A 23,227-nucleotide genomic window follows, 5' to 3' on the forward strand; every position below is an offset into this window, starting at 1 on the left:
CGCTCATCCTTGCCGCTTGAAGCCGGTCACGGCGGGCCGTGGCGGCCAGGGCAGGCGCTCGCGCCGCCCCTGGTTGTCGAAAATCAGGCCATCGGCGTCGATGGCCTGCAGCACGATGCCCGGCGCCAGCCGCTGGCCAAGGCCGAGGGTGCGTACCTGTTCGCCGAAACGCAGCACCACCACCGTGGCGGACAGCGGCTGCGCCTTGAGGCCTCCCAAGTAGCGCAGCGGCAAGCGGGTCAAGGGAATGACGCCATCGTCGAGCGCGGGCTGCCAGTGGCCGGCCATCAGACCGGGCAGGCCCGTATCGCGGCTCTCGGGAGCACGGGCAGGCTGCAAGGGTTGGCTGAGCTGCAGCACGCATTGGGCGGCGAGCCAGCCGGCCAGGGTCAGCAGCGATGCGCCGAACAGGCGGCCGCGCCAGGTCACGACGCCACCTGCCGGGGGTGCCAGCCGGGGTGGCCCTGTACATAGCGCACATCCGGTCGTTGCAGCGTGTCCAGCTGCCAGTCGGGGCGCTGGCGCAGCAGCCAGGCCTCGACCTTCTGCCACAACGGCTCGCCGGCCTTGGCATCGAACTGCAGGCCAAAGGTGCGGCACAGCCCTTCGACCGGCTCGAGGCCCGCGACCCGCTTGCCCTGGGGGCTGTAGCTCAGGCGCCAGGCCTGGCCTTGCCAGCGGGGCAGGTCCTGGCTGTTGTCCAGCAGCAGCGGGTCGCCGAACAATTGCTCGGCGGCGTTCTCCAGCACCTGCTCGACCTGCCGCGCCGGCGCCTCGACCACCGGTGCCGGGTAGCCGCCAGACAATGCGATCAGGTGTTCGCGGGTGATGAATTCACCGCTGGCCAGCGGTGCGTCGTAGCGCAGCCCTGGCAGCAGCACCGGCACGCCGCTGCCGTCGGCCAGTGCCTGGTGCAGCAAGCGGTCCCAACTGCCGCCGAGGGTATCGCGACGCCAAAGGGCTTCCGGCGCCCTGGCCAAGGGCTGGTCTAGCCAGGCGGCATGCCCGGCGCGTTGCAGGTGCAGCTGCGTACGCAACTGGCTGGCGCGGCCCTGGGCAACCGGGCCAAGCTGGTGCTCGAAGGCGGGGAAGAATTGCGCCGTGAACCGCCACTGCCCGGCCACCTGCTGGCAACGCAGGCGGAATGCGCCACTGGCGCGGCAGCCGGCGAACAGCACCGGCACACGCCGCCCGCTGGCCTGGGTGACCTCTACCGGTGCGGGCCAGAAGTCCTGGCCGCGGGCGCAAAGCAGCACGTCGAGCTCAGGCACCCGCTCGGCCAGCCACAAGCCAGGGCCGGTGCCGACATCGGCCAGCGCCACGACCAGGTCGGCTTCACGGCGCGCCTGCTGAAAAGTGGGCAACAGTGATTGGTACCACTGTTTAAGGGAGGCTTTCTGGTCTTGGGCGTAGGGGTCGGTTACTCCGACCACGGCAATGCGCGCCCCGCCCCGCTCGAACACCCGCATGCCTTCGATGGCCAGTGCCTTGGCCTGGCTGACCGCGAGGCCGGCACCAACAGTGGTGGCCGGTGCCTGGCGATACAGGCCGGCGCAACGCTGCGGCCAGAGCACGCGTTCGTCGCTGCTGACCCGCACCTCGCTGCCCAGCAGCTGGCTGCCCTGCACACCGCTGTCGCCCTGGGTCAGGTAGGCCAGGCCGCTGCCGTTCCAGCATTGGCCGTTCTCCAGGGTCAGGCTGTTGTTCGCCCCCGCCTCGCCACGCAATTGCTCCAGCAACGCCGCCAGCACCGCATAGCCACCCAGGCGGGCATTGCCGGCCTGGGTGGCATCGAGCAAGGGGGCAAGCGCGGGATCGAACGCCAGGGCACTGGCGCCAGTCATCCAGGGTGCACGCCCCAGGTGGCTGACCGGCCCCAGCCGGGTCGCCGGTACCACGGGTGGGCCGGGCTGACGGGTGTCGAGGGTGTCGGCGAGGTAGAGTAGGTCTACCGCGGCGCTGTCGCGGCCCCGCCCCGGAAATGTGGAGCAGGCGCCGAGCAAGGGTGCCAGTGCTCCGACGCCCATCCAGCTGATGACTTCCCGCCTGCCTACACTGCTTGCCATCGACCCGCCATCCTCGCCCGTCTCCTTGTTGGGTCCCGGATATTGCGGCGCCTGGATGACAGTTTGATGGCAGATATCCGACAACGATTCCAAAAAAATCTTTGTAACGCGATGCTAAGAACGGCTTGTTTTAAAAAGCCCTTAACATTTCTGCCAACCAATCATCATCTTTGCGCTCTACAGTCGCGGTTTTCTTCAACTCAGCCAACCTAAGGACACCCTGATGAGTCGAGATACCGGCGACAACCTGGACCGCAACCCAAGCGGCAACCTGCCAATGGCCAGCGTCATGGACGCCTACCTGAGCCGTCGCAGCGTGATGCGCGGCAGCCTTGGCGCAGCGATCGCCATGATCGCCGGTACCGGTCTGACAGGCTGCTTCGACGGCGGCGGCTCCGACCACGACGATGCCACCGCGCCCGAGCCGGAAAAGCCGAAACTCAAGCTGGGCTTCCAGTCCATCCCTGGCTCGCGCACCGATGCCTGCGTGGTCGCCGCGGGCTACAGCGCCTATGTCCTGGCGCCCTGGGGCACGCCGCTGAACCGCAACGCCAACCCATGGAAAGCCGACGGCAGCAACACTTCCACCGACCAGGCCAATGCCATGGGCATGCACCATGACGGCATGCATTTCTTCCCCATCGACGGCCGCTCCGACGATGGCCTGTTGGCGATCAACTTCGAGTACATCGACGCCTCTGCCCTGCACCCCAACGGCCCGACCACCGACCTGGACGGCAAGCGCCCGGTCGAGGAAGTGCGCAAGGAGATCAATGCCCACGGCGCCGGTGTGGTGCGCCTGAGCAAGGTCAACGGCCGCTGGCAGGTGGTGGACAACGACCCGCTCAACCGCCGCTTCACCACCGCCTCGCTGATGGACATCGCCGGCCCGCTGCGTGGCACCGACCACGTCAAGACCAAGTTCTCGCCCACCGGCACCCAGTGCCGCGGCACCAACAACAACTGCGGCAACGGCTACACACCGTGGGGCACCTACCTGACCTGCGAAGAGAACTGGCCCGGCATCTTCGTCAACAAGGCCACCCGGCCAGAAGACCAGGTGCGTATCGGCGTGGCCACCGCCAACGGCCAGTACAAGTGGGAGAGCGCAGCCGGTGACAGCACCGAGGTGAACGACGAGTTCGCCCGCTTCGACATCACCCCGAGCGGTGCCAGCGCCACCGACGACTACCGCAACGAAGCCAGCACCTACGGCTACATCGTCGAGATCGACCCGTACAACAGCGCGACCCTCGCCACCAAGCGCACCGCCCTGGGGCGCTTCCGTCACGAAGGCTGCTGCCCGGGCCTGCCGGTGGCCGGCAAGCCCCTGGTCTGGTACATGGGCGACGACTCGAACAACGAGTACCTGTACAAGTTCGTCTCCGACGCCGTATGGAGCGAGGCCGATGCCAACCCGTCCGACCGCCTGGCGACCGGCGCCAAGTACATGGACAAAGGCAAGCTCTACGTGGCGCGCTTCAATGCCGACGGCACCGGCAAGTGGCTGCTGCTCGACGTGGCCACCCCGACCACCGGCGGCAGCACGCTGGGCGCGCTGTACGGCGACCTGCCCGGCATCATCCTCAACACCCGAGGTGCCGGCGACGCGGTGGGCGCCACGCCGATGGACCGCCCGGAGTGGACAGCGGTCAACCCGCTCAACGGCGACGTCTACCTGACCCTGACCAACAACAGCGCCCGCACGCCGGACAAGGTGGATGCCGCCAACCCTCGCGGGCCGAACCGCCACGGCCACATCATCCGTTGGCACGACAGCGACGATCACCTGAGCTTCACCTGGGACATCTTCGTGTTCGGCGCCAATGCCGATGGCACCGCGGACATCAACCGCTCCGGCCTTACCGAACTGAACCAGTTCGCCAGCCCCGACGGCATGAGCTTCGATAGCCGGGGCGTGCTGTGGTTCGAGACCGACAACGGTGAGAAGAGCGTGACCAGCTACACCAACGACCAGTTGCTGGCGGTCATCCCGACCGACCTGGTAGACGCCAACGGCAAGCAGGTGCCGGTCAACGCCAAGAACCAGGTGGACCTGCGCCGCTTCTTCGTCGGCCCGAACGGGTGCGAGGTGACCGGTATCGCCTTCACGCCGGACAACAAGACGTTGTTCGTCAACATCCAGCACCCGGAGAACTGGCCGTCGACCGACAAGGCGACCGACGTGACCCCGGCAGGCACCACGGTGCGGCCACGGGCTTCGACGGTGGTGATCCAGCGGAACGATGGCGGGGAGATCGGTACGGTCTGACCGACCTGCGCCGCCCCAATCGCGGGACAAGCCCGCTCCCACAGGCTCTACGCCATCCTGTGCGGGCTTGTCCCGCGATAGCGCCCGTCAGTAAAACCCCAATCCCCCTACCAGGGCACCGGCTCGCGACTGCTCACCCGCACCTGCTGCGCCGGCACCCTCGCATGCCATTGCACCACCCCCTGTGCCTGCACCTGGAACTCGCTGCGCAGGGTGCGCCCGTCCTGTTCGAATGACAGCTGCAACAGGAAGTACCCACTGTTGAGCAGCAACCCCTCGCTCAGCCGTTCGAAGGTCTCGTCGTCCACCGCCCCCAACGCCTGGCGCAGCGCCGTGGCATCCACATAACCCGACGCCGGCCTGCCGCTGACAATACGGCTGAGCAGCGAACGGGGAAAACGGCCCTCATAGATGGCATCGAGCAATGGCAGGTGCTCCAACCCCAGGGCGTTGGCATTCAAGCGCCAGCCACGGGTCTCGGGCAAGGCGCAGAGCATCGGGTAGCGCGCCTGGCGGCCGGCATCGGGCTCGAGCAGCAGGTTCAGCTCGCTCATGTCCAGCATCGGCTGGTTGGCCGCCAGCCGTGGTGGCCGCTGACGCAGGTACTGGGCGCTTTCGGCCCCTTGCAGGCGAGCATCGCTGTCAACATCGAGCCAGTCGGCCAGAGCCTGCACCAGCCGCTCGGCCGCCATGTCGTCGCCGAGCAGGTAGCGCAACTGGCGCTCGGCACGTTCGCCATCCTCACCGAGCAAGGCGTTGACGTTGAAGCAGGTGTGCTGGTCGCGCACCCGCAATCGGGCGGTGCCGGCGCCAAAGTCATAGTCCAGCGGTTGACCGCGCAAGGCCTGCCAGAACAATGGGCTGGCCCGCCATGCCGGGTCGCGCAGGGCCTGGCTGGCATAGGCCAGGCCGGCCTGCTCCATCGCCCGCACCTGCACCCGCTGCTGCAACAGCCGCACGTCGTCCACCTGATGGCGGCCATCTTCCACCAGCCAGGCCAAGCCACCGGCGAGCATCGCCAGGGCCACCAACACCATCAGCAATGCTGCCCCGCGTTGTCGCCTACCGCCCATCCTGCCCATCCCTGCGCCTGCCAAAAGCGCCAGTCAACACGGCGCGTGTTTCAGGCAGATGGCAGCACCGGCGTTCATGTGCACGTCATCTAAGGCAGGCAGGATCGTCGTTCCTTTTCATGACCTTACAGGAGTGGTCGCAATGGGTGGCATCGGAATCTGGCAATTGGTGATCGTGCTGTTGATCGTCTTCCTGCTGTTCGGCACCAAACGTCTGAAAGGCCTGGGCAGCGATGTGGGTGACGCGATCCAGGGCTTTCGCAAATCCATGGGCAGCGGCGCGGAAACGGAGCCGACCAACGCCCAGGTACAGCAACAGGCTCCGCTGACCGGCCAGGCCGCCCAGCAGCCGCAAGCGGATCGCCAGGCCTGATGTTCGAGGTAGGCTTCACCGAACTGTTGCTGGTAGGCATCGTCGCCCTGCTGGTACTGGGCCCTGAGCGTCTGCCCGTGGCGGCGCGTACCGTCGGCCGTGGCCTCGGCCAGGCGCGGCGGGCCATGCAGGCACTACGGGCGCAGGTGGAACGGGAAATCGACCTGCCGCCACTGGATAGCCAGCCCCTGCAACGCCTGGAACAGCAGATCCGCCAGGGCGTGAGCCTCGAGGCCACGCCTGCGACCACCACCCCAGCCAAGGAGCACGGCGCACGAGCACTGCCATGGAACACGAGGCGCGCATGCCCTTGACCGAACACCTGCGCGATGTGCGCAAACGCCTGGTACGCAGCCTGTTGGTGGTCGCTGTGGTGTTCGCCGGGCTGTTTCCCTTCGCCCAGACGCTCTACACCTTGATCTCCGAACCCTTGCGGCGCTTCCTGCCGCAAGGCGCCAGCATGATCGCCACCAGCGTCACTTCGCCCTTCCTGACACCGTTCAAGCTAACGGCGATGTGCGCGCTATTCGTGGCCATGCCGGTGCTGCTACACCAGGCCTGGGGCTTCATCGCGCCGGGGCTGTATCGCCGGGAGCGGCGCATCGCCCTGCCGTTGCTGGTGTCGAGCATCCTGCTGTTCTATGCCGGCATGGCGTTCGCGTTCTTCCTGGTGTTTCCGATGATGTTCGGGTTCTTTGCCAGCGTCACTCCGGACGGGGTGGCGATGATGACCGACATCAGCCAGTACCTGGATTTCATCATGGCGCTGTTCCTGGCCTTCGGCCTGGCGTTCGAGATCCCCGTGGCGACCTTCATCGTGGTCTGGGCGGGGCTTGCCGATGTGGCCACGCTGCGCCGCAGCCGGCCCTATGTGATCGTCGGGTGCTTCGTGGTGGGGATGATCCTGACGCCGCCGGACATGTTTTCACAGACCCTGCTGGCGGTGCCGATGTGGCTGCTGTTCGAGGTGGGGTTGCTGGCCTGTGCGGGGTTGCGGCGGCCTGAGGGCAGACACGATACAACGGTGCAAGACCTGCGTCTGTAGACGCGGGCTCGGTGTACGGCTGCTGCGCAGCCGATCGCGGGACAAGCTGAACTGGCCTAATGATTTTGGACACCTTCTTCGGGCGCTATGATGGCGCCCAATTGGAGGCAAAATCAGTGCGCAAGTCTTATTCGAGAGAACACAAAATCCGAGCAGCTGAAATGGTGCTGGATGCCGGCCAGTCGGTTCCTGAGGTATGCGAAATCCTCGGGATTGGCCGCACAGCTCTTCGTCGTTGGGTTGAGCAGGTAAGGCAGGAGAGAGAGGGCAAGGTGCCGGCTGGAGCCAAAGCCATCACTCCGGAGCAGCAACGTATTGAAGAGCTGGAAGCGCTGGTTCGTCAAAAGGATCGGGATATCGAAATCCTAAAAAAGGCCAGTGCTCTCCTGCTTCGGGACTCCAAAGATCGTTCTCGCTGATCAACGAGCTGAGTGAGCAATATGGTGTTGTCGACTGCTGTCGCGTGCTTGGGGTCAAACGCAGCAGTTTCTATGCATGGCGCAAACGCCAAGGGCGTGAGAATCCCGGCAGGGATGCTCTACGCTCGCGTGTAATCGATCGTTTTAAGGCGTCACGAAGCTCTGCCGGTTCACGCACGTTGATGCAGGAGCTGCGGCGTGAAGGCCATGAGATTGGGCGTTACAAAGTGCGTGCGCTTATGCGTGAAGCTGGCCTGAAATGCCGGCAGCGTAGACCGCACCGGTATCGGTCATCCGGCACGGAAGCATTGATTGCGGAAAACCAACTGAAGCGAAACTTCAAAGTTTCGACAATCAACGAGGTTTGGTGTGGCGATGTAACTTATATCCAGGTTGGCAGGCGTTGGCTGTATTTAGCCGCAGTAATCGACTTGTATGCACGCCGAGTCGTGGGCTGGGCGTTTTCAATGACTGCCGATGCCAGGCTGGCCTGTGACGCGCTGCGTATGGCGTCTGAGTCCAGGGGCAGGCCTGCGGGCGTGATGTTTCATTCAGATCAAGGCTGCCAGTACACCAGCCACAAATTCAGGTCTGTGCTTGAAGAGTGCAGCCTGAAGCAGAGCATGAGCCACCGTGGCCAATGCTGGGACAACGCCGCCATGGAGCGATTCTTTGGGGCATTGAAATCAGAATGGGTGCCACCAGGAGGCTATGAGTCCGAATCTGAAGCCAAGGCCGACATCATGGCTTATTTGGTGCGCTACAACCTCAAGCGCCTCCACAGCTACAACGGCTACGAGACCCCGGTAGCCATGGAGGAAAAGCTTAGGGCAGCGGCATGAACCTTAACCGGTGTCCAAAATTACTTGACCAGATCAAGCCCGCTCCTACAGGGACCGGTGTGGTCTAGAACTCGGCGAGGCGCCAGACCTCGTAGGCCGGCGTCTCGTACGGGTGGCTCGCCTTGAGCGCGGCGACGACCTGTGCGATCAGGTCGTCGGCCACCACCAGCTCCACCTTCCATTCCTGCACCTGCTCGACCTGGCCTGCCTGCCCGAGGAACGGCTGGCTGCCGTCCAACGGGCGGAACTGGCCCTGGCCGAGGGTTTGCCAGGCGCAGTGGTCGTAGTCACCGATGCGACCGCCGCCGGCGGCGAACACAGCGGCCTTGACCACATCCACATGGCTTGGCGGCACGAAGAAGGCGAGCTTGTACACCCTTAGTTCACCCAGACCCGCGCATTGCGGAACATGCGCATCCAGGCGCCGTCTTCCTGCCACTCATCCGGGCGCCAGGAGTTCTGCACGGCACGGAACACACGCTCAGGGTGCGGCATCATGATGGTCACGCGACCGTCGCGGCTGGTCAGGCCAGTGATGCCGCGCGGCGAGCCGTTCGGGTTGGCCGGGTAGGCCTCGGTGACCTTGCCGTGGTTGTCGACGAAGCGCAGGGCCACGCAACCGGACAGGTCCGCTTCCAGCAGGGCTTCTTCGCTGGCGAACTCGGCATGGCCTTCACCGTGGGCGATGGCGATCGGCATGTGCGAACCGGCCATGCCCTGCAGGAAGATCGAGTTGGACTTCTGCACCTCGACCATGGCCACACGCGCCTCGAACTGCTCCGAACGGTTGCGCACGAAGTGCGGCCAGTACTCGGTGCCCGGGATGAGTTCATGCAGGTTGGACATCATCTGGCAACCGTTGCACACGCCCAGGGCGAAGCTGTCGTTGCGCGCGAAGAACGCCTGGAAGGTGTCACGGGCACGGCTGTTGAACAGCGCCGACTTGGCCCAGCCCTCGCCGGCACCCAGCACGTCACCGTAGGAGAAGCCGCCGCAGGCCACCAGGCCCTTGAAGGCTTCGAGGTCGACACGGCCAGCGAGGATATCGCTCATGTGCACGTCGATGGCCGCGAAGCCGGCGCGGTCGAAGGCGGCCGCCATCTCGACCTGGCCGTTGACGCCCTGCTCGCGCAGGATCGCCACTTGCGGACGCACGCCCTTCTTGATGTACGGCGCGGCGATGTCGTCGTTGACGTCGAAGCCCAGCTTGACCGACAGGCCAGGGTTGTCTTCTTCCAGCAGGACGTCGAATTCCTGGTCGGCGCAGTCGGCGTTGTCGCGCAGGCGCTGGATCTGGTAGCTGGTCTCGGCCCACTGGCGCTGCAGCAGACGACGGTCGTCGTCGAACAGCACTTCGCCGTTCAGGCTGATGGAGACTTCGCCATTGTTGACCGGCTTGCCGATCACCGCGACGCATTCTTCGCCCAGGCCGGCGGCGCTGAACTGCGCGAGCACGTCCGGGGTGGCATCCTGGCGAACCTGGATGACCGCACCCAGCTCTTCGTTGAAGAGGATGGCCGCCACGTCGCGCTTGCTGTCGGTCAGCGGATCGAGTTGCAGATCGAGACCGCAGTGGCCGGCGAAGGCCATTTCCAGCACGGTGGTCAGCAGGCCGCCGTCGGACCGGTCGTGGTAGGCCAGCAGATGGCCATCGGCGTTCAGGCCCTGGATCACGGCGAAGAAGGCCTTGAGATCCTCGGCGTCGTCGACGTCCGGCGCCTGGGCACCGATCTTGCCGTAGGTCTGGGCCAGGATCGAGGCGCCCATGCGGTTCTTGCCACGGCCCAGGTCGACCAGGATCAGGTCGGTCTCGCCCTTGTCCATGCGCAGTTGCGGGGTCAGGGTGCCGCGAATGTCGACCACCGGGGCGAAGCCGCTGACGATCAGCGACATCGGCGCGGTGACGCTCTTCTGCACGCCATCCTCGCTCCACTGGGTCTTCATCGACATGGAGTCTTTGCCCACCGGAATGGTCAGGCCCAGTTCCGGGCACAGCTCCATGCCGACGGCCTTGACGGTGTCGTACAGACGGGCGTCTTCACCCGGGTGCCCGGCAGCGGACATCCAGTTGGCCGACAGCTTGATATCGGAAAGCTTCTCGATGCGGGCGCCGGCCAGGTTGGTGAGCACCTCACCGATGGCCATGCGGCCGGAGGCCGGGGCGTCGAGCAGGGCCAGCGGGGTGCGCTCGCCCATGGCCATGGCTTCACCGGTGTAGACGTCGAAGCTGGTGGCGGTGACCGCGCAGTCGGCCACCGGCACCTGCCACGGGCCGACCATCTGGTCACGGGCGACCAGGCCGGTGATGGTGCGGTCGCCGATGGTGATCAGGAAGCTCTTGCTGGCCACGGCCGGGTGACGCAAAACGCGCTCGACGGCCTGGTCCAGGTCCAGCTCGCTCGGGTCGAAGTCATCGCCCAGCTCGGCCTCGCGAGTGACCGAACGGTGCATGCGCGGCGGCTTGCCCAGCAGCACGTCCAGCGGCATGTCGACCGGGGTGTTGTCGAAGTGGCTGTCGGTGACGGTGAGGTGTTTTTCCTCGGTGGCTTCGCCGACCACGGCGAACGGGCAACGCTCGCGCTCGCAGATGGCCTTGAAGCGCTCGAAGTCCTCGGCGCTGACCGCCAGCACGTAGCGCTCCTGCGACTCGTTGCTCCAGATTTCGTGCGGGGCCATGCCCGGCTCGTCGTTGGGCACATTGCGCAGCTCGAAGCGGCCGCCGCGGCCACCGTCGTTGACCAGCTCGGGGAAGGCGTTGGAGATACCCCCGGCACCCACGTCATGGATGAAGGCGATCGGGTTCTTGTCGCCCAGCTGCCAGCAACGGTCGATGACCTCCTGGCAACGGCGCTCCATTTCCGGGTTTTCGCGCTGCACCGAGGCGAAGTCCAGGTCGGCCGAGCTGGCGCCGGTGGCCACCGACGAGGCGGCGCCGCCGCCCAGGCCGATCAGCATGGCTGGGCCGCCGAGCACGATCAGCTTGGCGCCGACGGTGATCTCGCCCTTCTGCACGTGGTCTTCACGGATGTTGCCCATGCCGCCGGCGAGCATGATCGGCTTGTGATAGCCACGCACTTCTTCGCCGCGCGGGGTGTTGACCGCCTGTTCGAAGGTACGGAAGTAGCCGGTCAGGGCCGGGCGGCCGAATTCATTGTTGAACGCAGCGCCGCCCAAGGGGCCTTCGACCATGATGTCGAGGGCGTCGACGATGCGGCCCGGCTTGCCATAGGCCTGCTCCCACGGCTGCTCGAAGCCCGGGATGCGCAGGTTGGAGACGGTGAAACCGGTGAGGCCGGCCTTGGGCTTGGCGCCACGGCCGGTGGCGCCTTCGTCGCGGATTTCGCCGCCGGAGCCGGTGGAGGCGCCGGAGAACGGGGCGATGGCGGTCGGGTGGTTGTGGGTCTCGACCTTCATCAGGATGTGCACCGGCTCCTGCACCGCGCCGTACTGGCGGGTCTCAGGGTTCGGGAAGAAGCGGCCGGCGACATTGCCGACGATGACCGAGGCGTTGTCCTTGTAGGCCGACAGCACGCCTTCGCTGTGCATCTGGTAGGTGTTCTTGATCATCCCGAACAGGCTTTTTTCCTGGGCCTGGCCGTCGATGTCCCAACTGGCGTTGAAGATCTTGTGGCGGCAGTGCTCGGAGTTGGCCTGGGCGAACATCATCAGCTCGATGTCGTTCGGGTTGCGCTTGAGGCCCTGGAAGGCATTGACCAGGTAGTCGATCTCGTCTTCGGCCAGGGCCAGGCCCAGGTCGATGTTGGCCTGGGCCAGGGCGGCGCGGCCACCGCCGAGGATGTCCACGGAGGTCATCGGCTTGGGCTGGGCATGGCTGAACAAGTCGGCGGCGTCTTCGAGGCGAGCCAGGACACGCTGGGTCATGCGGTCGTGTAGCTCGGCGGCGATAGCAGCCGCGTCGGCGTCGGACAGCTCGCCGGCGACGTAGTAGGCAATGCCGCGCTCCAGGCGCTGGATGCTCTGCAAGCCACAGTTATGGGCGATATCGCTGGCCTTGCTGGCCCAGGGCGAAATGGTGCCCAGGCGCGGCACCACCAGGAACAGGCGGCCGGTCGGCTCCTGGACCGGGACGCTCGGGCCGTACTTGAGCAGACGGCCCAGCACCTGCTGCTGGTCGGCGGTCAGCTCGCCATCGACATCGGCGAAGTGGGCGAATTCGGCATACAAACCAGTAACAGCGGGTACTTTCTGGCTCAGTTGCTCGAGTAACTTACCGTGGCGGAAGGCAGAAAGGGCAGGAGCGCCGCGCAGGATCAACATCGTCGGGACAGCCTCAGGAAGGGGTGTGCTTAGAGGCCGTGCATTCTAGCCTAATTCGTACGGTTTCGGCACCCGCTCTAAGCCACGGCTGCCGGGCGGCGGAACCGGACTTGCGGGTCAGAAATCGGCGGGCTTGGTGAGAGCATGCCCTACCCCAAATTCCACGCCCGATCACCTGCAGCACAGAACGCGCTACCAGACAAGCTAACCGTTGTCGAGATATGGCGGGGCCAGTCCTTTGCGTATACTGCAACCTATGTTCGCCCACACTGCTTTGCGCCAGCGCTGCGCCAGATGGCTCTTCGCAACCGGACTCTTCCTGATGCTCGGTGCCTGTGTTGAAAAACCCAGCACCCTAGAACGCGTCAAGGAAGACGGCGTGCTGCGCGTAATTACCCGCAACAGCCCGGCCACCTACTTTCAGGACCGCAACGGCGAAACCGGCTTCGAGTACGAACTTGTCAAGCGTTTCGCCGACGATCTCGGCGTGAAGCTGGAAATCGAGACAGCCGACAGCCTCGACGATCTGTTCGACCAGCTGGGCAAGCCCTCAGGCCCGGTGCTGGCCGCCGCAGGTCTGGTCAGCAGTGAGAAGCGCACCGCCCAGGCAAAGTTCTCCCATCCGTACCTCGAAGTGACCCCGCAGGTCATCTACCGCAACGGCCGCTCGCGCCCCACCAATGTGAAGGGGCTCATCGGCAAGAAAATCATGGTGCTCAAGGGCAGCAGCCATGCCGATCAGCTGGCTGAGCTGAAAAAGCAAAATCCTACGTTGGAATACGAAGAGTCTGATGCGGTCGAGGTCGTCGACCTCCTGCGCATGGTCGACGAAGGGCAAATCGACCTGACCTTGGTGGACTCCAACGAACTGGCCATGAACCAGGTCTATTTCCCCAATGTGCGCGTGGCCTTCGACCTGGGCGACTCCCGCGACCAACGCTGGGCACTGGCCCCCGGCGAAGACAACAGCCTGCTCAACGAGGTCAACGAGTTCCTCGACAAGGCACAGAAGAATGGCACCCTGCAACGCCTGAAGGAGCGCTATTACGGCCATGTCGACGTGCTCGGCTACGTTGGCGCCTATACCTTCGCCCAGCACCTGCAGCAACGTCTGCCCAAATATGAAAAGCACTTCCGCGCCTCCAGCAAGGTCGAGCAGGTGGACTGGCGCCTGCTGGCGGCGATCGGCTACCAGGAATCGATGTGGCAGCCGGAAGTCACCTCCAAGACGGGTGTGCGCGGCCTGATGATGCTGACCCAGCGCACTGCCCAGGCCATGGGCGTGTCCAACCGCCTGGACCCCAAGCAGAGCATCCAGGGTGGCGCCAAGTACTTCGTGCTGATCAAGAGCCAGCTCGACGACAGCATCAAGGAGCCTGACCGTACCTGGTTCGCCCTGGCCGCCTACAACGTCGGCAGCGGTCACCTGGAGGACGCGCGCATGCTGGCCAAGCGCGAAGGCCTGAACCCGAACAAATGGCTGGACGTGAAGAAGATGCTGCCGCGCCTGTCGCAGAAGCAGTGGTACCGCAAGACCCGCTACGGCTATGCCCGGGGTGGCGAACCCGTGCACTTCGTGGCCAACATTCGCCGCTACTACGACATCCTCACCTGGGTGACCCAACCGCAGCTCGAAGGCCAGGTGGCTGAAGGCAACCTGCATGTACCAGGGGTCAACAAGGACAAACCGGCGGAACAGTCGCCCCCGATGTAAGCCCCTCTGTAGGAGCGGCCTTGTGCCGCGAAAGGGCTGCGCAGCAGCCCCAGTTCCGGTGCAAGCGCATGAATCGCTGGGGCCGCTGCGCAGCCCTTTCGCGGCACAAGGCCGCTCTTACAGGGGCGTGCTAGCCTTTGACGCGCCGGGCCTTGAAGAACTCGCTCAGTATCTGCCCACACTCCTCAGCCAACACGCCTCCCTCGAACATCACCCGATGGTTCAGGAAACCCTGGGTAAAGAACTGCCCCTGGCTCTGCACGATCCCTGCCTTGGGCTCCAGCGCCCCATACACCACCCTGGCGATGCGCGAATGCACGATCAGCCCCGCGCACATGCTGCACGGCTCCAGGGTCACGTAGAGGGTGCTGCCCGGCAGCCGGTAGTTGCTGGCAGCCTTGGCCGCCGCGCGGATGGCCACCATCTCGGCATGGGCGCTGGGGTCGCTGTCGATGATTGGCCGGTTGAAACCCTGGCCGATCACCTGGCCGTGCTGCACCAGCACCGCGCCCACCGGCACCTCGCCCATGGCGGCACCCTGGGCGGCCAGGCCCAGAGCCAGGCGCATGAATTCCTGGTCGCGGCTGCGATCGATGATCTGCGGACGCATCAGACCACCGCGATCGCGGCCATCAGGCCGGTTTCCATGTGGTCGATCACGTGACAGTGGAACATCCAGGTGCCAGGGTTATCCGCCACCAGCGCGACCTGGGCCCGTTCGTTCTTGCCCAGCAGGTAGGTGTCGGTGAACCACGGCTCGACGATCTTGCGTCGATTGGAGGCGATCACCTTGAAGCTCATGCCATGCAGGTGGATGGGGTGTTGGTACTGAGTCATGTTCTTCAGTTCGAGAATGTAGCTCTTGCCCTTGGTCAAGGTGGCGATAGGACGGTCCGCACAGGTCTTGTCGGTGATGTCCCAGGCCTGGCCGTTGATCTGCCAGAGGCTAGGCGGCCGGCCGCTCTCGGTACCCACCGACACCTTGCCGGCCCACTCGAAATTGAAGTTGAGTTTCTCGGCGTTCTCCAGGTCCGGCTCGGCGATGGGGTTGGCAGGCAACGCCTCGGGCCAGTCGCCCGGCGCCTCGTTGCTGGCCACCGAGCGCAGGGTGCCCAGGCGCACGAAGCCGTCGCGCAGGGAAATTTCCTCGCCCGCTTCAGGGATGCGAATGGCCAGGCAGATCCGCATGCCCGGGCCGAGCCAGTAGTCGTCGTCCAGTGGCCGCGGGGTGACCGGGTTGCCATCGAGTGCGTAGATCCTGGCCTCGCAGTTGCCCTTGAGGTTGATGCGGTAGGTCCAGGTGTTGTCCAGGTTCAACAATCGCACCCGCACCACCTGCCCGGCCGGCAGCTCGGTGACCGCATCGGCCTGGCCATTGATGGTGATCAACCGTCCGGCGGTGCCGTTGCGCGCGGCCTCCCGGGGGATGCTGAAGGGCAGCCAGGCGCCCTGCTCGTCCACGTGCCAGTTCTTCAGGCTCAAGGTGCGCTCATGCCTGAACCCGGTAGGCTCGCGCTCCTCGACGATCAACGGCCCGACCAGGCCGCGCCCCAGTTCCTCGGAGCTGCTGACATGGGGGTGATACCAGTAGCTGCCGGCATCCGGCACGCGGAACTTGTAGTCGAAGAACTCGCCAGGCTTCACCGGCAACTGCGACACATAGGGCACGCCGTCCATTTCCAGCGGCAGGCGGATGCCGTGCCAATGGATGGTGGTTTCCACCGGCAGGTGGTTGATGAAGCGCACCCGCAACCAGGTGCCCTGGCGCACGCGCAGTTCGGTACCCGGCGCCGACGGGCCGAAGGCCCAGGCCTCGGTCTTGTAACCGGGTACCAGCTCGACCTCCAAGGGCGCGGCGATCAGTTCATAGTCGTGCCCGGCGTTCTCGTCCTCGACCTTACCCAGCCAGTAGCGCGCGGCGCCTCCCGCGCCCAGGCCTACCACAACCAGGCCGGTCAGGCCCTTGAGCATTTGTCGACGGGTAAAGGACATCGGTGCGGGTACCTCGTTTCTGCGCAATCAGTCTGCCAGCAGGGCTGGCATGAAGGGCGAATACGATACACCTGCAATTGAGAAAGATTAAGTGAAGAGTGCCTTTTATGGGCGCGGCCTTGTGTCGCGACGCCAGATACGACAAGGGCGCCTTGCGGCGCCCTTGTGGCTCAACTCATTCCCACTCGATGGTGGCCGGCGGCTTGCTCGACACGTCGTAGGTGACGCGCGAGATACCGTCGATTTCGTTGATGATGCGGCCGCTGACGGTCTCCAGCAGCTCGTACGGCAGGTGCGCCCAGCGCGCGGTCATGAAGTCCACGGTCTCGACGGCACGCAGGGCCACGACCCAGGCGTAGCGACGGCCATCGCCGACGACGCCGACGGATTTCACCGGCTGGAACACCACGAACGCCTGGCTGGTCTTATGGTACCAGTCAGCCTTGCGCAGTTCTTCGATGAAGATGTGGTCGGCGCGACGCAGGATGTCGGCGTATTCCTTCTTCACTTCACCGAGGATACGCACGCCCAGGCCCGGGCCCGGGAACGGGTGGCGGTAGACCATGTCGTACGGCAGGCCCAGCTCCAGGCCGATCTTGCGGACTTCGTCCTTGAACAGCTCGCGCAGCGGCTCGACCAGCTTGAGGTTCATTTCCTCCGGCAGGCCGCCGACGTTGTGGTGCGACTTGATCACGTGGGCCTTGCCGCTCTTGGCGCCGGCCGACTCGATCACGTCCGGGTAGATGGTGCCCTGGGCGAGGAACTGGATGTTCTCCAGCTTGCTGGCCTCGGCGTCGAACACGTCGATGAAGGTGCGGCCGATGATCTTGCGCTTCTTCTCTGGGTCGGTCTCGCCGGCCAGGTTGTCGAGGAACTGCTTTTCAGCGTCGGCGCGGATCACCTTGACGCCCATGTTCTCCTTGAACATGGCCATCACCTGGTCACCCTCGTGCAGGCGCAGCAGGCCGTTGTCGACGAAGACGCAGGTCAGCTGGTCGCCAATGGCACGGTGCAGCAGCGCGGCAACCACCGAGGAGTCGACACCGCCGGACAGGCCCAGCAGGACGTTGGCCGAACCGACCTGCTCGCGCACCTGGGCAATGGCGTCTTCGACGATGTTGGATGGGGTCCACAGGGCCTCGCAGCCGCAGATGTCCTGCACGAAGCGGGACAGGATGCGACCGCCCTGCTTGGTGTGGGTCACTTCCGGGTGGAACTGCACGCCGTAGTAGCCACGGGCATCGTCGAACATGCCGGCGATCGGGCAGCTCGGGGTGCTGGCCAGGATATTGAAGCTGCCCGGCATCTGGGTGACCTTGTCGCCGTGGCTCATCCACACGTCCAGGCCCAATACGCCGTCATCGTCGACATGGTCTTCGATGCCGTCGAGCAGGCGGCTCTTGCCGACCACGTCGACGCGGGCATAGCCGAACTCGCGCAGGTCGGAACCTTCGACCTTGCCGCCCAGCTGCTCGGCCATGGTCTGCATGCCGTAGCAGATACCCAGCAGCGGTACGTTCAGGTCGAAGACGGCCTGCGGCGCGCGCGGGCTGTTGGCTTCGTGAACGGACTCCGGGCCGCCGGCGAGGATGATGCCGCGCGGGTTGAAGGCACGGATCGCTTCATCGTCCATGTCGAACGGGTGCAGTTCGCAGTAGACACCGATCTCGCGCACGCGGCGGGCGATCAGCTGGGTGTACTGGGAACCGAAATCGAGGATCAGGATGCGGTGAGCGTGAATGTCGAGGGCCATGACTCAATCTCGTCAGTGGAAATCGGAAACGACGCGGGGCTGTCATGACAGCCCCGCTAACAGGTGTTGCTGGAAGCCTCAGCCTACGCGGTAGTTTGGCGCTTCCTTGGTGATCTGCACGTCATGCACGTGGGACTCGGCCATGCCGGCACCGGTGATGCGTACGAATTCCGGCTTGGTGCGCATCTCGTCGATGGTCGCGCTGCCGGTGTAGCCCATGGAGGAGCGCAGGCCGCCCATCAGCTGGTGGATGATCGCCGCCAGGGCGCCTTTGTAGGGTACGCGGCCTTCGATGCCTTCCGGAACCAGCTTCTCGGCACCGGCCGAGGAGTCCTGGAAGTAACGGTCCGAGGAGCCTTGGGCCTGCGCCATGGCGCCCAGCGAGCCCATGCCGCGATAGGCCTTGTAGGAACGGCCCTGGAACAGCTCGACCTCGCCCGGGGCCTCTTCGGTACCGGCGAACATCGAACCCATCATGACGCACGAGGCGCCCGCCACGATGGCCTTCGACAGGTCACCGGAGAAACGGATGCCACCGTCGGCGATCAGCGGCACGCCCGTGCCTTCCAATGCGGCGGCGACGTTGGCGATGGCGCTGATCTGCGGCACGCCGACACCGGCGACGATGCGGGTGGTGCAGATCGAGCCCGGGCCGATACCGACCTTGACCGCGTCGGCACCGGCCTCGGCCAGGGCCTTGGCAGCGGCGCCGGTGGCGATGTTGCCGCCAATCACCTGCACGTGCGGGTAGGTCTCTTTGACCCAGCGAACGCGGTCGATCACGCCCTTGGAGTGGCCGTGGGCGGTGTCGACCACCACCACGTCGACGCCGGCGGCAACCAGGGCGGCAACACGCTCGCCGGTGTCCTTGCCGGTGCCGACCGCGGCGCCGACGCGCAGGCGACCCTGGTCGTCCTTGCTGGCCAGCGGGTAGGCCTTGGCTTTTTCGATGTCCTTGACGGTCATCATGCCCTTGAGGTTGAACTTGTCGTCGACGATCAGGACTTTTTCCAGGCGGTGCTTGTGCAGCAGCTCGCGGACTTCGTTCTTGTCGGCGCCTTCGCGCACGGTGACCAGGCGCTCCTTGGGCGTCATCACCTCGCGCACCTTGGCGTCCAGGCGGCTTTCGAAGCGCACGTCACGGGAGGTGACGATACCGACCAGGTCGCCGTTCTCCAGCACCGGAACACCCGAGATGTTGTTCAGGCGGGTCAGGTCGAACAGGTCGCGCACGGTGGCGTCGGCGTCGATGGTGATCGGGTCTTTGACCACGCCGGCCTCGAACTTCTTGACCTTGCGGACTTCGGCAGCCTGCTGCTCGATGGTCATGTTCTTGTGGATGATGCCGATGCCGCCTTCCTGGGCCATGGCGATGGCCAGGCGCGCTTCGGTCACGGTATCCATGGCGGCGGAGACCAGCGGGATGTTCAGCTCGATGCCGCGGGTCAAACGGGTCTTGAGACTGACTTCATTGGGCAGTACCTCGGAATAGCCAGGTACAAGGAGGATATCGTCGAAGGTCAGGGCTTCTTGGCTGATACGCAGCATCGCGGGGGCTCCCGGGCGGGAAAAATGGAAGCGCGCCATTATACTCATCCATGGCGCGCCGCTCAATGCAAAATAAGGGCCTTCGGTCAGCCTTGCGGCAGTTTCACCTGCACCACCGCCACTGGCTGGTCCAGCCAGTCGGCGAAGCTGTCGAGAAAGGCCTGGGTGAACCCGGCCTCGCCCCAGTTGTTGAAGATGAAGCCCAGGTTGGAAAAGGCACACGGCTGCAGGAAAAGGAAGCCGTTGATGTCGTCCTCGAAGCCGCACAGCGGGCAGGTGAAGTTGTCCGTCACCCCGGGCATCCACTCCTCCAGGCTTTCGAACAGCGGCTCGCCGATTTCACGCCGGCATTCGGGGCAACCGGCCTCTTCGAGAAAGCCCTCGGTGGGTGTATAGATGCAGCGCTTGAGCATCACCTCCAGACCGTTGACCTGCTCGCCGAAGGGTAGCCGCTCGGGGTGCAGCGCCACCTTGCGGGCACCTTCGGCCAGGGCATGGCCCATGCGGTTGCCGGTGCGGCCACAGGTGCTGAGCGGCTCCTCGACGATCTTCTCGCGCACCAGCCAGCGCAGGATCGCCCGGGCGCGGGCTTCGTGGACCGGGACAGTGGAGAGTTTGGGAACGATGATGCTCTGGGTGTTCATGAACGAAACGGGCCTGCGGACTGCGGTAATGATGAGATTCTACCGCTCAGCCACCGAGGTAGCGACCGATCAACGTCAGCCCGCTGGCCAGCACCAGCCAGGTGATCACGCGCACGAAGGCCTCACGGGACAGCTTCGAGGTCAAGTACCGGCCTAGCCAGAGCCCGACAGCCATCACCGGCAGCAGGCACGCCGCGAGCCACAACAGGTGGGCATCGGCATACGCCCCGGCGATGACAAACAGCGACAGGCGCACCACCGTGCTGCAGCTGATCAGCGCACTCTGGGTCGCCCGCGCCTGCTCCGTGGAATCCAGCCGGGCATTGAGGTAGATCGCATAAAGAAAGCCCCCGCTGCCGAACAAGGCGCCGAACAACCCACCCACAGTGCCCATCGGCACTGCCCAGGCGCCTGCCAGCCGCGCGGGCCGCACCTTTATCGCCAAGCCATACACCGCATACCCCGTCACGAACAGCCCCATCAGCAACAAGAGAAGGTCCGACTTCAAGTGCAGCAGGAAGACCACGCCCAGGGTGCAGCCCACTGCCATGCACGGCAGCAACTTCAACAGCTCGCTGCGCGCCACCGCCCTGCGCGAGGGTAACCAGTTGCCGAACGCTGCCACGAAGTCCAGCAGCACCAGCAGCGGGATGATCTGCGACAACGGCATGAAATGAATCAGGATCGGCCCCGCCACCAAGGCGGTGCCGAAGCCGGCGATGCCAAACACAATGTAGGCGATGCCAACACCCAGCAGGATGGGCAACCAATCAAGACCGGAAAAGGGCAGCTGGACGAGCATGGACAGGCTTCCTGACAAGACGCAGACAGGTTAGCCAGCCATGAGCCATGCCGACTAATATGCTTTTTCACCATTAGCCATCTCGAAAAGGCATGCCATGACTTCCCTCCGCCAACTGCGCTACTTCGTGGAAATTGCCGAGAACGGCAGTTTCAGCGCGGCTGCCGAGCGGCTGTATGTTGCCCAATCGGCCTTGAGCCGACAGATCAAGGAGCTGGAGCAGCAGCTTGGCACGCCGCTGTTCGAACGCACCGCCCGCCAGCCACGCCTGACCGAGGCCGGGCTAGCGTTTCTCGACCGCGTCCGGCACTTGCTGGCGGACCTGGACAAGGCCGAACGCCTGGCCCAGGAGATTGGCCAAGGCTTGCGCGGTAGCCTGCGCCTGAATCACTCCAGCACCGTCCCCTTGACCGGACGGCTGCTCGAGCGTCTGGGCGGTTATCTGGAAGCCAACCCAGGGGTTTCCCTGGAGATCGCCCAGCAATCGTCGGAAGCGCAGTTGGAGGATATCGCCGAAGGACGTCTGGAGGTCGGCCTGCTTCGCCTGCCCGTATTGCGCCAGCACCAGGACGTGGAAACCCATACCTTGTTCAGCGAGCCATTGCTGCTGGCCGTGGCGGCAGGCCATCCACTGGCAAACGCCACGCAGGTGGGCCTGGACCGCTTGCGTGACGAGCGCTTTATCTCCATTCCCCACCGGCAGCGAGGGGGCTTGAGCTACCTGTCCGCTTCGTTGTGCATGGCGGCGGGGTTCTTTCCACGCGCCGCACAGGTCGTGTCGCGCAAGACCACCCAACTGCAACTGGTCCAGGCCGGTTTCGGGGTGGCACTGTTGCCGTCCTGCATGCGTGACATTGCGCCAGCCTCGGTGCACTTCGTACCGCTGGATGAGCCTTGCCAGAGCACCGTGGCCCTGGCGTGTCGACGAGATGCAGGAGACCTGGTGCGTCAGTTCATCTCGGCGATGCAAGGCGCGAGCACCAACACAGACAACCAGGCGTGATGTCCTTTATGATGCCCGCCATGATCAGAGACCCCTTCGAACGACTCGGCCTGGACCGCGAGGTCCTCACCGTCAGCCAGCTCAACGGCCGCGCGCGCGTGCTGCTCGAGGATGTGTTCCGCAGTGTCTGGGTGGAAGGCGAGATTTCCAACCTCGCCCGCCCGGCCTCCGGGCACATGTATTTCACCCTCAAGGACAGCGGCGCCCAGGTGCGTTGCGCACTGTTCCGGCAGAATGCCGCGCGTGTGCGCCAGGCCCTGCGCGACGGCCTAGCCGTGCGCGTGCGTGGCAAGGTCTCGCTGTTCGAGGGGCGTGGCGACTACCAGCTGATCCTCGACACCGTCGAGCCGGCCGGCGATGGCGCCTTGCGCCTGGCCTTCGAGGCGCTGAAGGAAAAGCTCGGTGCCGAAGGCCTGTTCAGTGCCGAACGCAAGAAGCCGCTGCCGGTCCACCCACAACGCATCGGCATCGTCACCTCGCCCACCGGCGCGGTGATCCGCGACATCATCAGTGTGTTCCGCCGCCGCGCGCCGCAGGTCGAACTGAACCTGATTCCCACCGCCGTACAGGGGCGCGAGGCCATCGGCCAGATCGTCCGTGCCCTGCGCCTGGCCGACAGCCAAGGCTACGACGCCGTGATCCTGGCCCGCGGCGGTGGTTCGCTGGAGGACCTCTGGTGCTTCAACGAGGAAGATGTGGCCCGCGCCGTGGCCGCCTGCGTGACGCCCATCGTCAGTGCGGTGGGCCATGAGACCGACGTATCGATCAGCGACTTCGTCGCCGATGTGCGCGCGCCGACGCCCTCGGCCGCCGCCGAGCTGCTGGCGCCTGACAGCAGCGGCCTGCAGCAACGCCTCGACAGCCTGCAGCGGCGCCTGCTGCTGCGCATGAAGAACCGCCTGGCCCACGACCACCTGCGCCTGGACGGCCTGGCCCGGCGCCTTCGCCACCCCGGCGAGCGTCTGCGCCAGCAGGCCCAGCGCCTGGATGACCTGGACATGCGCCTGCGCCGTGCCTTCATGCTCACCCTGAACCAGCGCCACGAACGCCTGGGCCGCCTCGACACGCGCCTGGCTGCCCAACATCCAGGCCGGGCGCTGAAGCTGCTCGGCCAGCGTCTGGACGCCCTCGCCGAGCGCCTGCCACGGGCCATGCGCGAGGTACTCAAGGACCGCCGCCAACGCTTCCAAGCCCAGCTGCAGACCTTGCAGGTGGTCAGCCCCCTGGCCACCCTCGCGCGCGGCTACAGCATCCTGCTCGATGAGCGCGGCCAGGCCATCCGCAGCGCCGCCCAGACCCACAACGGCCAACGCCTGACCGCACGCCTGAACGAAGGCGAGCTCAAGGTGCGGGTCGAGGACAACCACCAGACCCCGGTCACCCTTTCGCTACTGGACTGATAC

20 protein-coding genes are annotated in these 23,227 nt (G+C 65.2%); 9 read left to right on the top strand and 11 right to left on the bottom strand.

Going from position 1 to position 23,227, the window contains the following annotated elements; all coding sequences use genetic code 11:
* Positions 1–3 precede the first annotated feature (3 nt).
* Positions 4–429 carry a pilus assembly protein PilZ gene (locus K8374_RS18825; protein ID WP_224456751.1) on the bottom strand — a complete coding sequence of 142 codons (426 nt, stop codon included), beginning with the start codon at positions 427–429 and terminating at the stop codon, positions 4–6.
* Positions 426–2,066, bottom strand: coding sequence for a lipoprotein UxpA (locus K8374_RS18830; RefSeq protein WP_224456752.1), 1,641 nt, complete (start codon positions 2,064–2,066; stop codon positions 426–428). The genes K8374_RS18825 and K8374_RS18830 overlap by 4 nt, the downstream gene beginning before the upstream one ends.
* A 223-nt stretch (positions 2,067–2,289) precedes the next feature.
* On the opposite strand from K8374_RS18830, the gene K8374_RS18835 reads away from it, so the two are divergent.
* Positions 2,290–4,338, top strand: a complete 2,049-nt coding sequence (locus K8374_RS18835) for a PhoX family protein (protein ID WP_224456753.1) — start codon at positions 2,290–2,292, stop codon at positions 4,336–4,338.
* A gap of 107 nt (positions 4,339–4,445) precedes the next feature.
* Here the strand turns inward: K8374_RS18835 and gspK are convergent, their stop codons facing one another.
* The gene (gene gspK / locus K8374_RS18840) at positions 4,446–5,411 is read right to left on the bottom strand and encodes a type II secretion system minor pseudopilin GspK (protein WP_224456754.1); all 966 of its coding nucleotides are present in this window, start codon (positions 5,409–5,411) and stop codon (positions 4,446–4,448) included.
* A gap of 142 nt (positions 5,412–5,553) precedes the next feature.
* Between gspK and tatA the strand changes: the two genes are divergently transcribed.
* Genes tatA through K8374_RS18865 form a run of 5 tightly spaced genes read left to right on the top strand, consistent with a single transcriptional unit; the run spans position 5,554 to position 8,090 of the window.
* Positions 5,554–5,784, top strand: coding sequence for a twin-arginine translocase TatA/TatE family subunit (gene tatA, locus K8374_RS18845; protein ID WP_084856720.1), 231 nt, complete (start codon positions 5,554–5,556; stop codon positions 5,782–5,784).
* Entirely contained in the window at positions 5,784–6,098 is a 315-nt protein-coding gene (tatB, locus tag K8374_RS18850; protein ID WP_224456755.1) for a Sec-independent protein translocase protein TatB, read from the top strand. The genes tatA and tatB overlap by 1 nt, the downstream gene beginning before the upstream one ends.
* Complete coding sequence (tatC, locus tag K8374_RS18855) at positions 6,089–6,829, top strand: twin-arginine translocase subunit TatC (protein ID WP_224456756.1); 741 nt, start codon at positions 6,089–6,091, stop codon at positions 6,827–6,829. The genes tatB and tatC overlap by 10 nt, the downstream gene beginning before the upstream one ends.
* Positions 6,830–6,888: 59 nt before the next feature.
* Positions 6,889–7,248, top strand: a complete 360-nt coding sequence (locus tag K8374_RS18860; protein WP_224456644.1) for a transposase — start codon at positions 6,889–6,891, stop codon at positions 7,246–7,248.
* Between the two features lie 8 nt (positions 7,249–7,256).
* Positions 7,257–8,090: an IS3 family transposase gene (locus tag K8374_RS18865; protein ID WP_263498532.1), complete on the top strand. Its 834-nt coding sequence runs from the start codon at positions 7,257–7,259 to the stop codon at positions 8,088–8,090.
* Positions 8,091–8,154: 64 nt separating this feature from the next.
* Here the strand turns inward: K8374_RS18865 and K8374_RS18870 are convergent, their stop codons facing one another.
* The gene (locus K8374_RS18870; RefSeq protein WP_224456757.1) at positions 8,155–8,466 is read right to left on the bottom strand and encodes a YqfO family protein; all 312 of its coding nucleotides are present in this window, start codon (positions 8,464–8,466) and stop codon (positions 8,155–8,157) included.
* Between the two features lie 2 nt (positions 8,467–8,468).
* Complete coding sequence (purL, locus tag K8374_RS18875; RefSeq protein WP_224456758.1) at positions 8,469–12,368, bottom strand: phosphoribosylformylglycinamidine synthase; 3,900 nt, start codon at positions 12,366–12,368, stop codon at positions 8,469–8,471.
* A 256-nt stretch (positions 12,369–12,624) separates the two neighbouring features.
* On the opposite strand from purL, the gene mltF reads away from it, so the two are divergent.
* Complete coding sequence (gene mltF, locus K8374_RS18880; RefSeq protein ID WP_224456759.1) at positions 12,625–14,082, top strand: membrane-bound lytic murein transglycosylase MltF; 1,458 nt, start codon at positions 12,625–12,627, stop codon at positions 14,080–14,082.
* Positions 14,083–14,212: 130 nt separating this feature from the next.
* Here the strand turns inward: mltF and tadA are convergent, their stop codons facing one another.
* The 6 genes from tadA to K8374_RS18910 form a co-directional block, all read right to left on the bottom strand.
* Entirely contained in the window at positions 14,213–14,692 is a 480-nt protein-coding gene (gene tadA / locus K8374_RS18885; protein WP_224456760.1) for a tRNA adenosine(34) deaminase TadA, read from the bottom strand.
* Entirely contained in the window at positions 14,692–16,074 is a 1,383-nt protein-coding gene (locus K8374_RS18890; protein ID WP_224456761.1) for a multicopper oxidase family protein, read from the bottom strand. The genes tadA and K8374_RS18890 overlap by 1 nt, the downstream gene beginning before the upstream one ends.
* A 175-nt stretch (positions 16,075–16,249) precedes the next feature.
* Entirely contained in the window at positions 16,250–17,827 is a 1,578-nt protein-coding gene (gene guaA / locus K8374_RS18895; protein ID WP_084856706.1) for a glutamine-hydrolyzing GMP synthase, read from the bottom strand.
* 78 nt (positions 17,828–17,905) lie between these two features.
* Positions 17,906–19,375: an IMP dehydrogenase gene (guaB, locus tag K8374_RS18900; RefSeq protein ID WP_224456762.1), complete on the bottom strand. Its 1,470-nt coding sequence runs from the start codon at positions 19,373–19,375 to the stop codon at positions 17,906–17,908.
* Positions 19,376–19,461: 86 nt separating this feature from the next.
* Positions 19,462–20,019, bottom strand: coding sequence for a sugar ABC transporter ATPase (locus K8374_RS18905; protein WP_084856702.1), 558 nt, complete (start codon positions 20,017–20,019; stop codon positions 19,462–19,464).
* 46 nt (positions 20,020–20,065) lie between these two features.
* Positions 20,066–20,821 (bottom strand): sulfite exporter TauE/SafE family protein, encoded by a 756-nt coding sequence (locus tag K8374_RS18910; RefSeq protein WP_224456763.1) that lies wholly within the window; start codon positions 20,819–20,821, stop codon positions 20,066–20,068.
* A 97-nt stretch (positions 20,822–20,918) separates the two neighbouring features.
* Here K8374_RS18910 and K8374_RS18915 point away from each other — a divergent pair, with 97 nt between their 5' ends.
* Together K8374_RS18915 and xseA are read left to right on the top strand one after the other, a co-directional pair.
* Complete coding sequence (locus tag K8374_RS18915) at positions 20,919–21,824, top strand: LysR family transcriptional regulator (protein WP_224456764.1); 906 nt, start codon at positions 20,919–20,921, stop codon at positions 21,822–21,824.
* Between the two features lie 20 nt (positions 21,825–21,844).
* The gene (gene xseA, locus K8374_RS18920; protein ID WP_224456765.1) at positions 21,845–23,224 is read left to right on the top strand and encodes an exodeoxyribonuclease VII large subunit; all 1,380 of its coding nucleotides are present in this window, start codon (positions 21,845–21,847) and stop codon (positions 23,222–23,224) included.
* Positions 23,225–23,227: the final 3 nt, after the last annotated feature.

The sequence above is a fragment of the Pseudomonas sp. p1(2021b) genome, assembly GCF_020151015.1.
Lineage (GTDB): Bacteria > Pseudomonadota > Gammaproteobacteria > Pseudomonadales > Pseudomonadaceae > Aquipseudomonas > Aquipseudomonas putida_K.

Excerpts from the sequence above, each read along its gene's own strand:
- K8374_RS18905 (WP_084856702.1), bottom strand. The coding sequence starts at position 20,019 with ATGAACACCCAGAGCATCATCGTTCCCAAACTCTCCACTGTCCCGGTC.
- K8374_RS18860 (WP_224456644.1), top strand. The coding sequence starts at position 6,889 with ATGATTTTGGACACCTTCTTCGGGCGCTATGATGGCGCCCAATTGGAG.
- K8374_RS18890 (WP_224456761.1), bottom strand. The coding sequence starts at position 16,074 with ATGTCCTTTACCCGTCGACAAATGCTCAAGGGCCTGACCGGCCTGGTT.
- tatB (WP_224456755.1), top strand. The coding sequence starts at position 5,784 with ATGTTCGAGGTAGGCTTCACCGAACTGTTGCTGGTAGGCATCGTCGCC.
- K8374_RS18915 (WP_224456764.1), top strand. The coding sequence starts at position 20,919 with ATGACTTCCCTCCGCCAACTGCGCTACTTCGTGGAAATTGCCGAGAAC.
- mltF (WP_224456759.1), top strand. The coding sequence starts at position 12,625 with ATGTTCGCCCACACTGCTTTGCGCCAGCGCTGCGCCAGATGGCTCTTC.
- gspK (WP_224456754.1), bottom strand. The coding sequence starts at position 5,411 with ATGGGCGGTAGGCGACAACGCGGGGCAGCATTGCTGATGGTGTTGGTG.
- tatC (WP_224456756.1), top strand. The coding sequence starts at position 6,089 with ATGCCCTTGACCGAACACCTGCGCGATGTGCGCAAACGCCTGGTACGC.
- K8374_RS18910 (WP_224456763.1), bottom strand. The coding sequence starts at position 20,821 with ATGCTCGTCCAGCTGCCCTTTTCCGGTCTTGATTGGTTGCCCATCCTG.
- guaB (WP_224456762.1), bottom strand. The coding sequence starts at position 19,375 with ATGCTGCGTATCAGCCAAGAAGCCCTGACCTTCGACGATATCCTCCTT.
- tatA (WP_084856720.1), top strand. The coding sequence starts at position 5,554 with ATGGGTGGCATCGGAATCTGGCAATTGGTGATCGTGCTGTTGATCGTC.
- K8374_RS18830 (WP_224456752.1), bottom strand. The coding sequence starts at position 2,066 with ATGGCAAGCAGTGTAGGCAGGCGGGAAGTCATCAGCTGGATGGGCGTC.
- tadA (WP_224456760.1), bottom strand. The coding sequence starts at position 14,692 with ATGCGTCCGCAGATCATCGATCGCAGCCGCGACCAGGAATTCATGCGC.
- guaA (WP_084856706.1), bottom strand. The coding sequence starts at position 17,827 with ATGGCCCTCGACATTCACGCTCACCGCATCCTGATCCTCGATTTCGGT.
- purL (WP_224456758.1), bottom strand. The coding sequence starts at position 12,368 with ATGTTGATCCTGCGCGGCGCTCCTGCCCTTTCTGCCTTCCGCCACGGT.
- xseA (WP_224456765.1), top strand. The coding sequence starts at position 21,845 with ATGATCAGAGACCCCTTCGAACGACTCGGCCTGGACCGCGAGGTCCTC.
- K8374_RS18835 (WP_224456753.1), top strand. The coding sequence starts at position 2,290 with ATGAGTCGAGATACCGGCGACAACCTGGACCGCAACCCAAGCGGCAAC.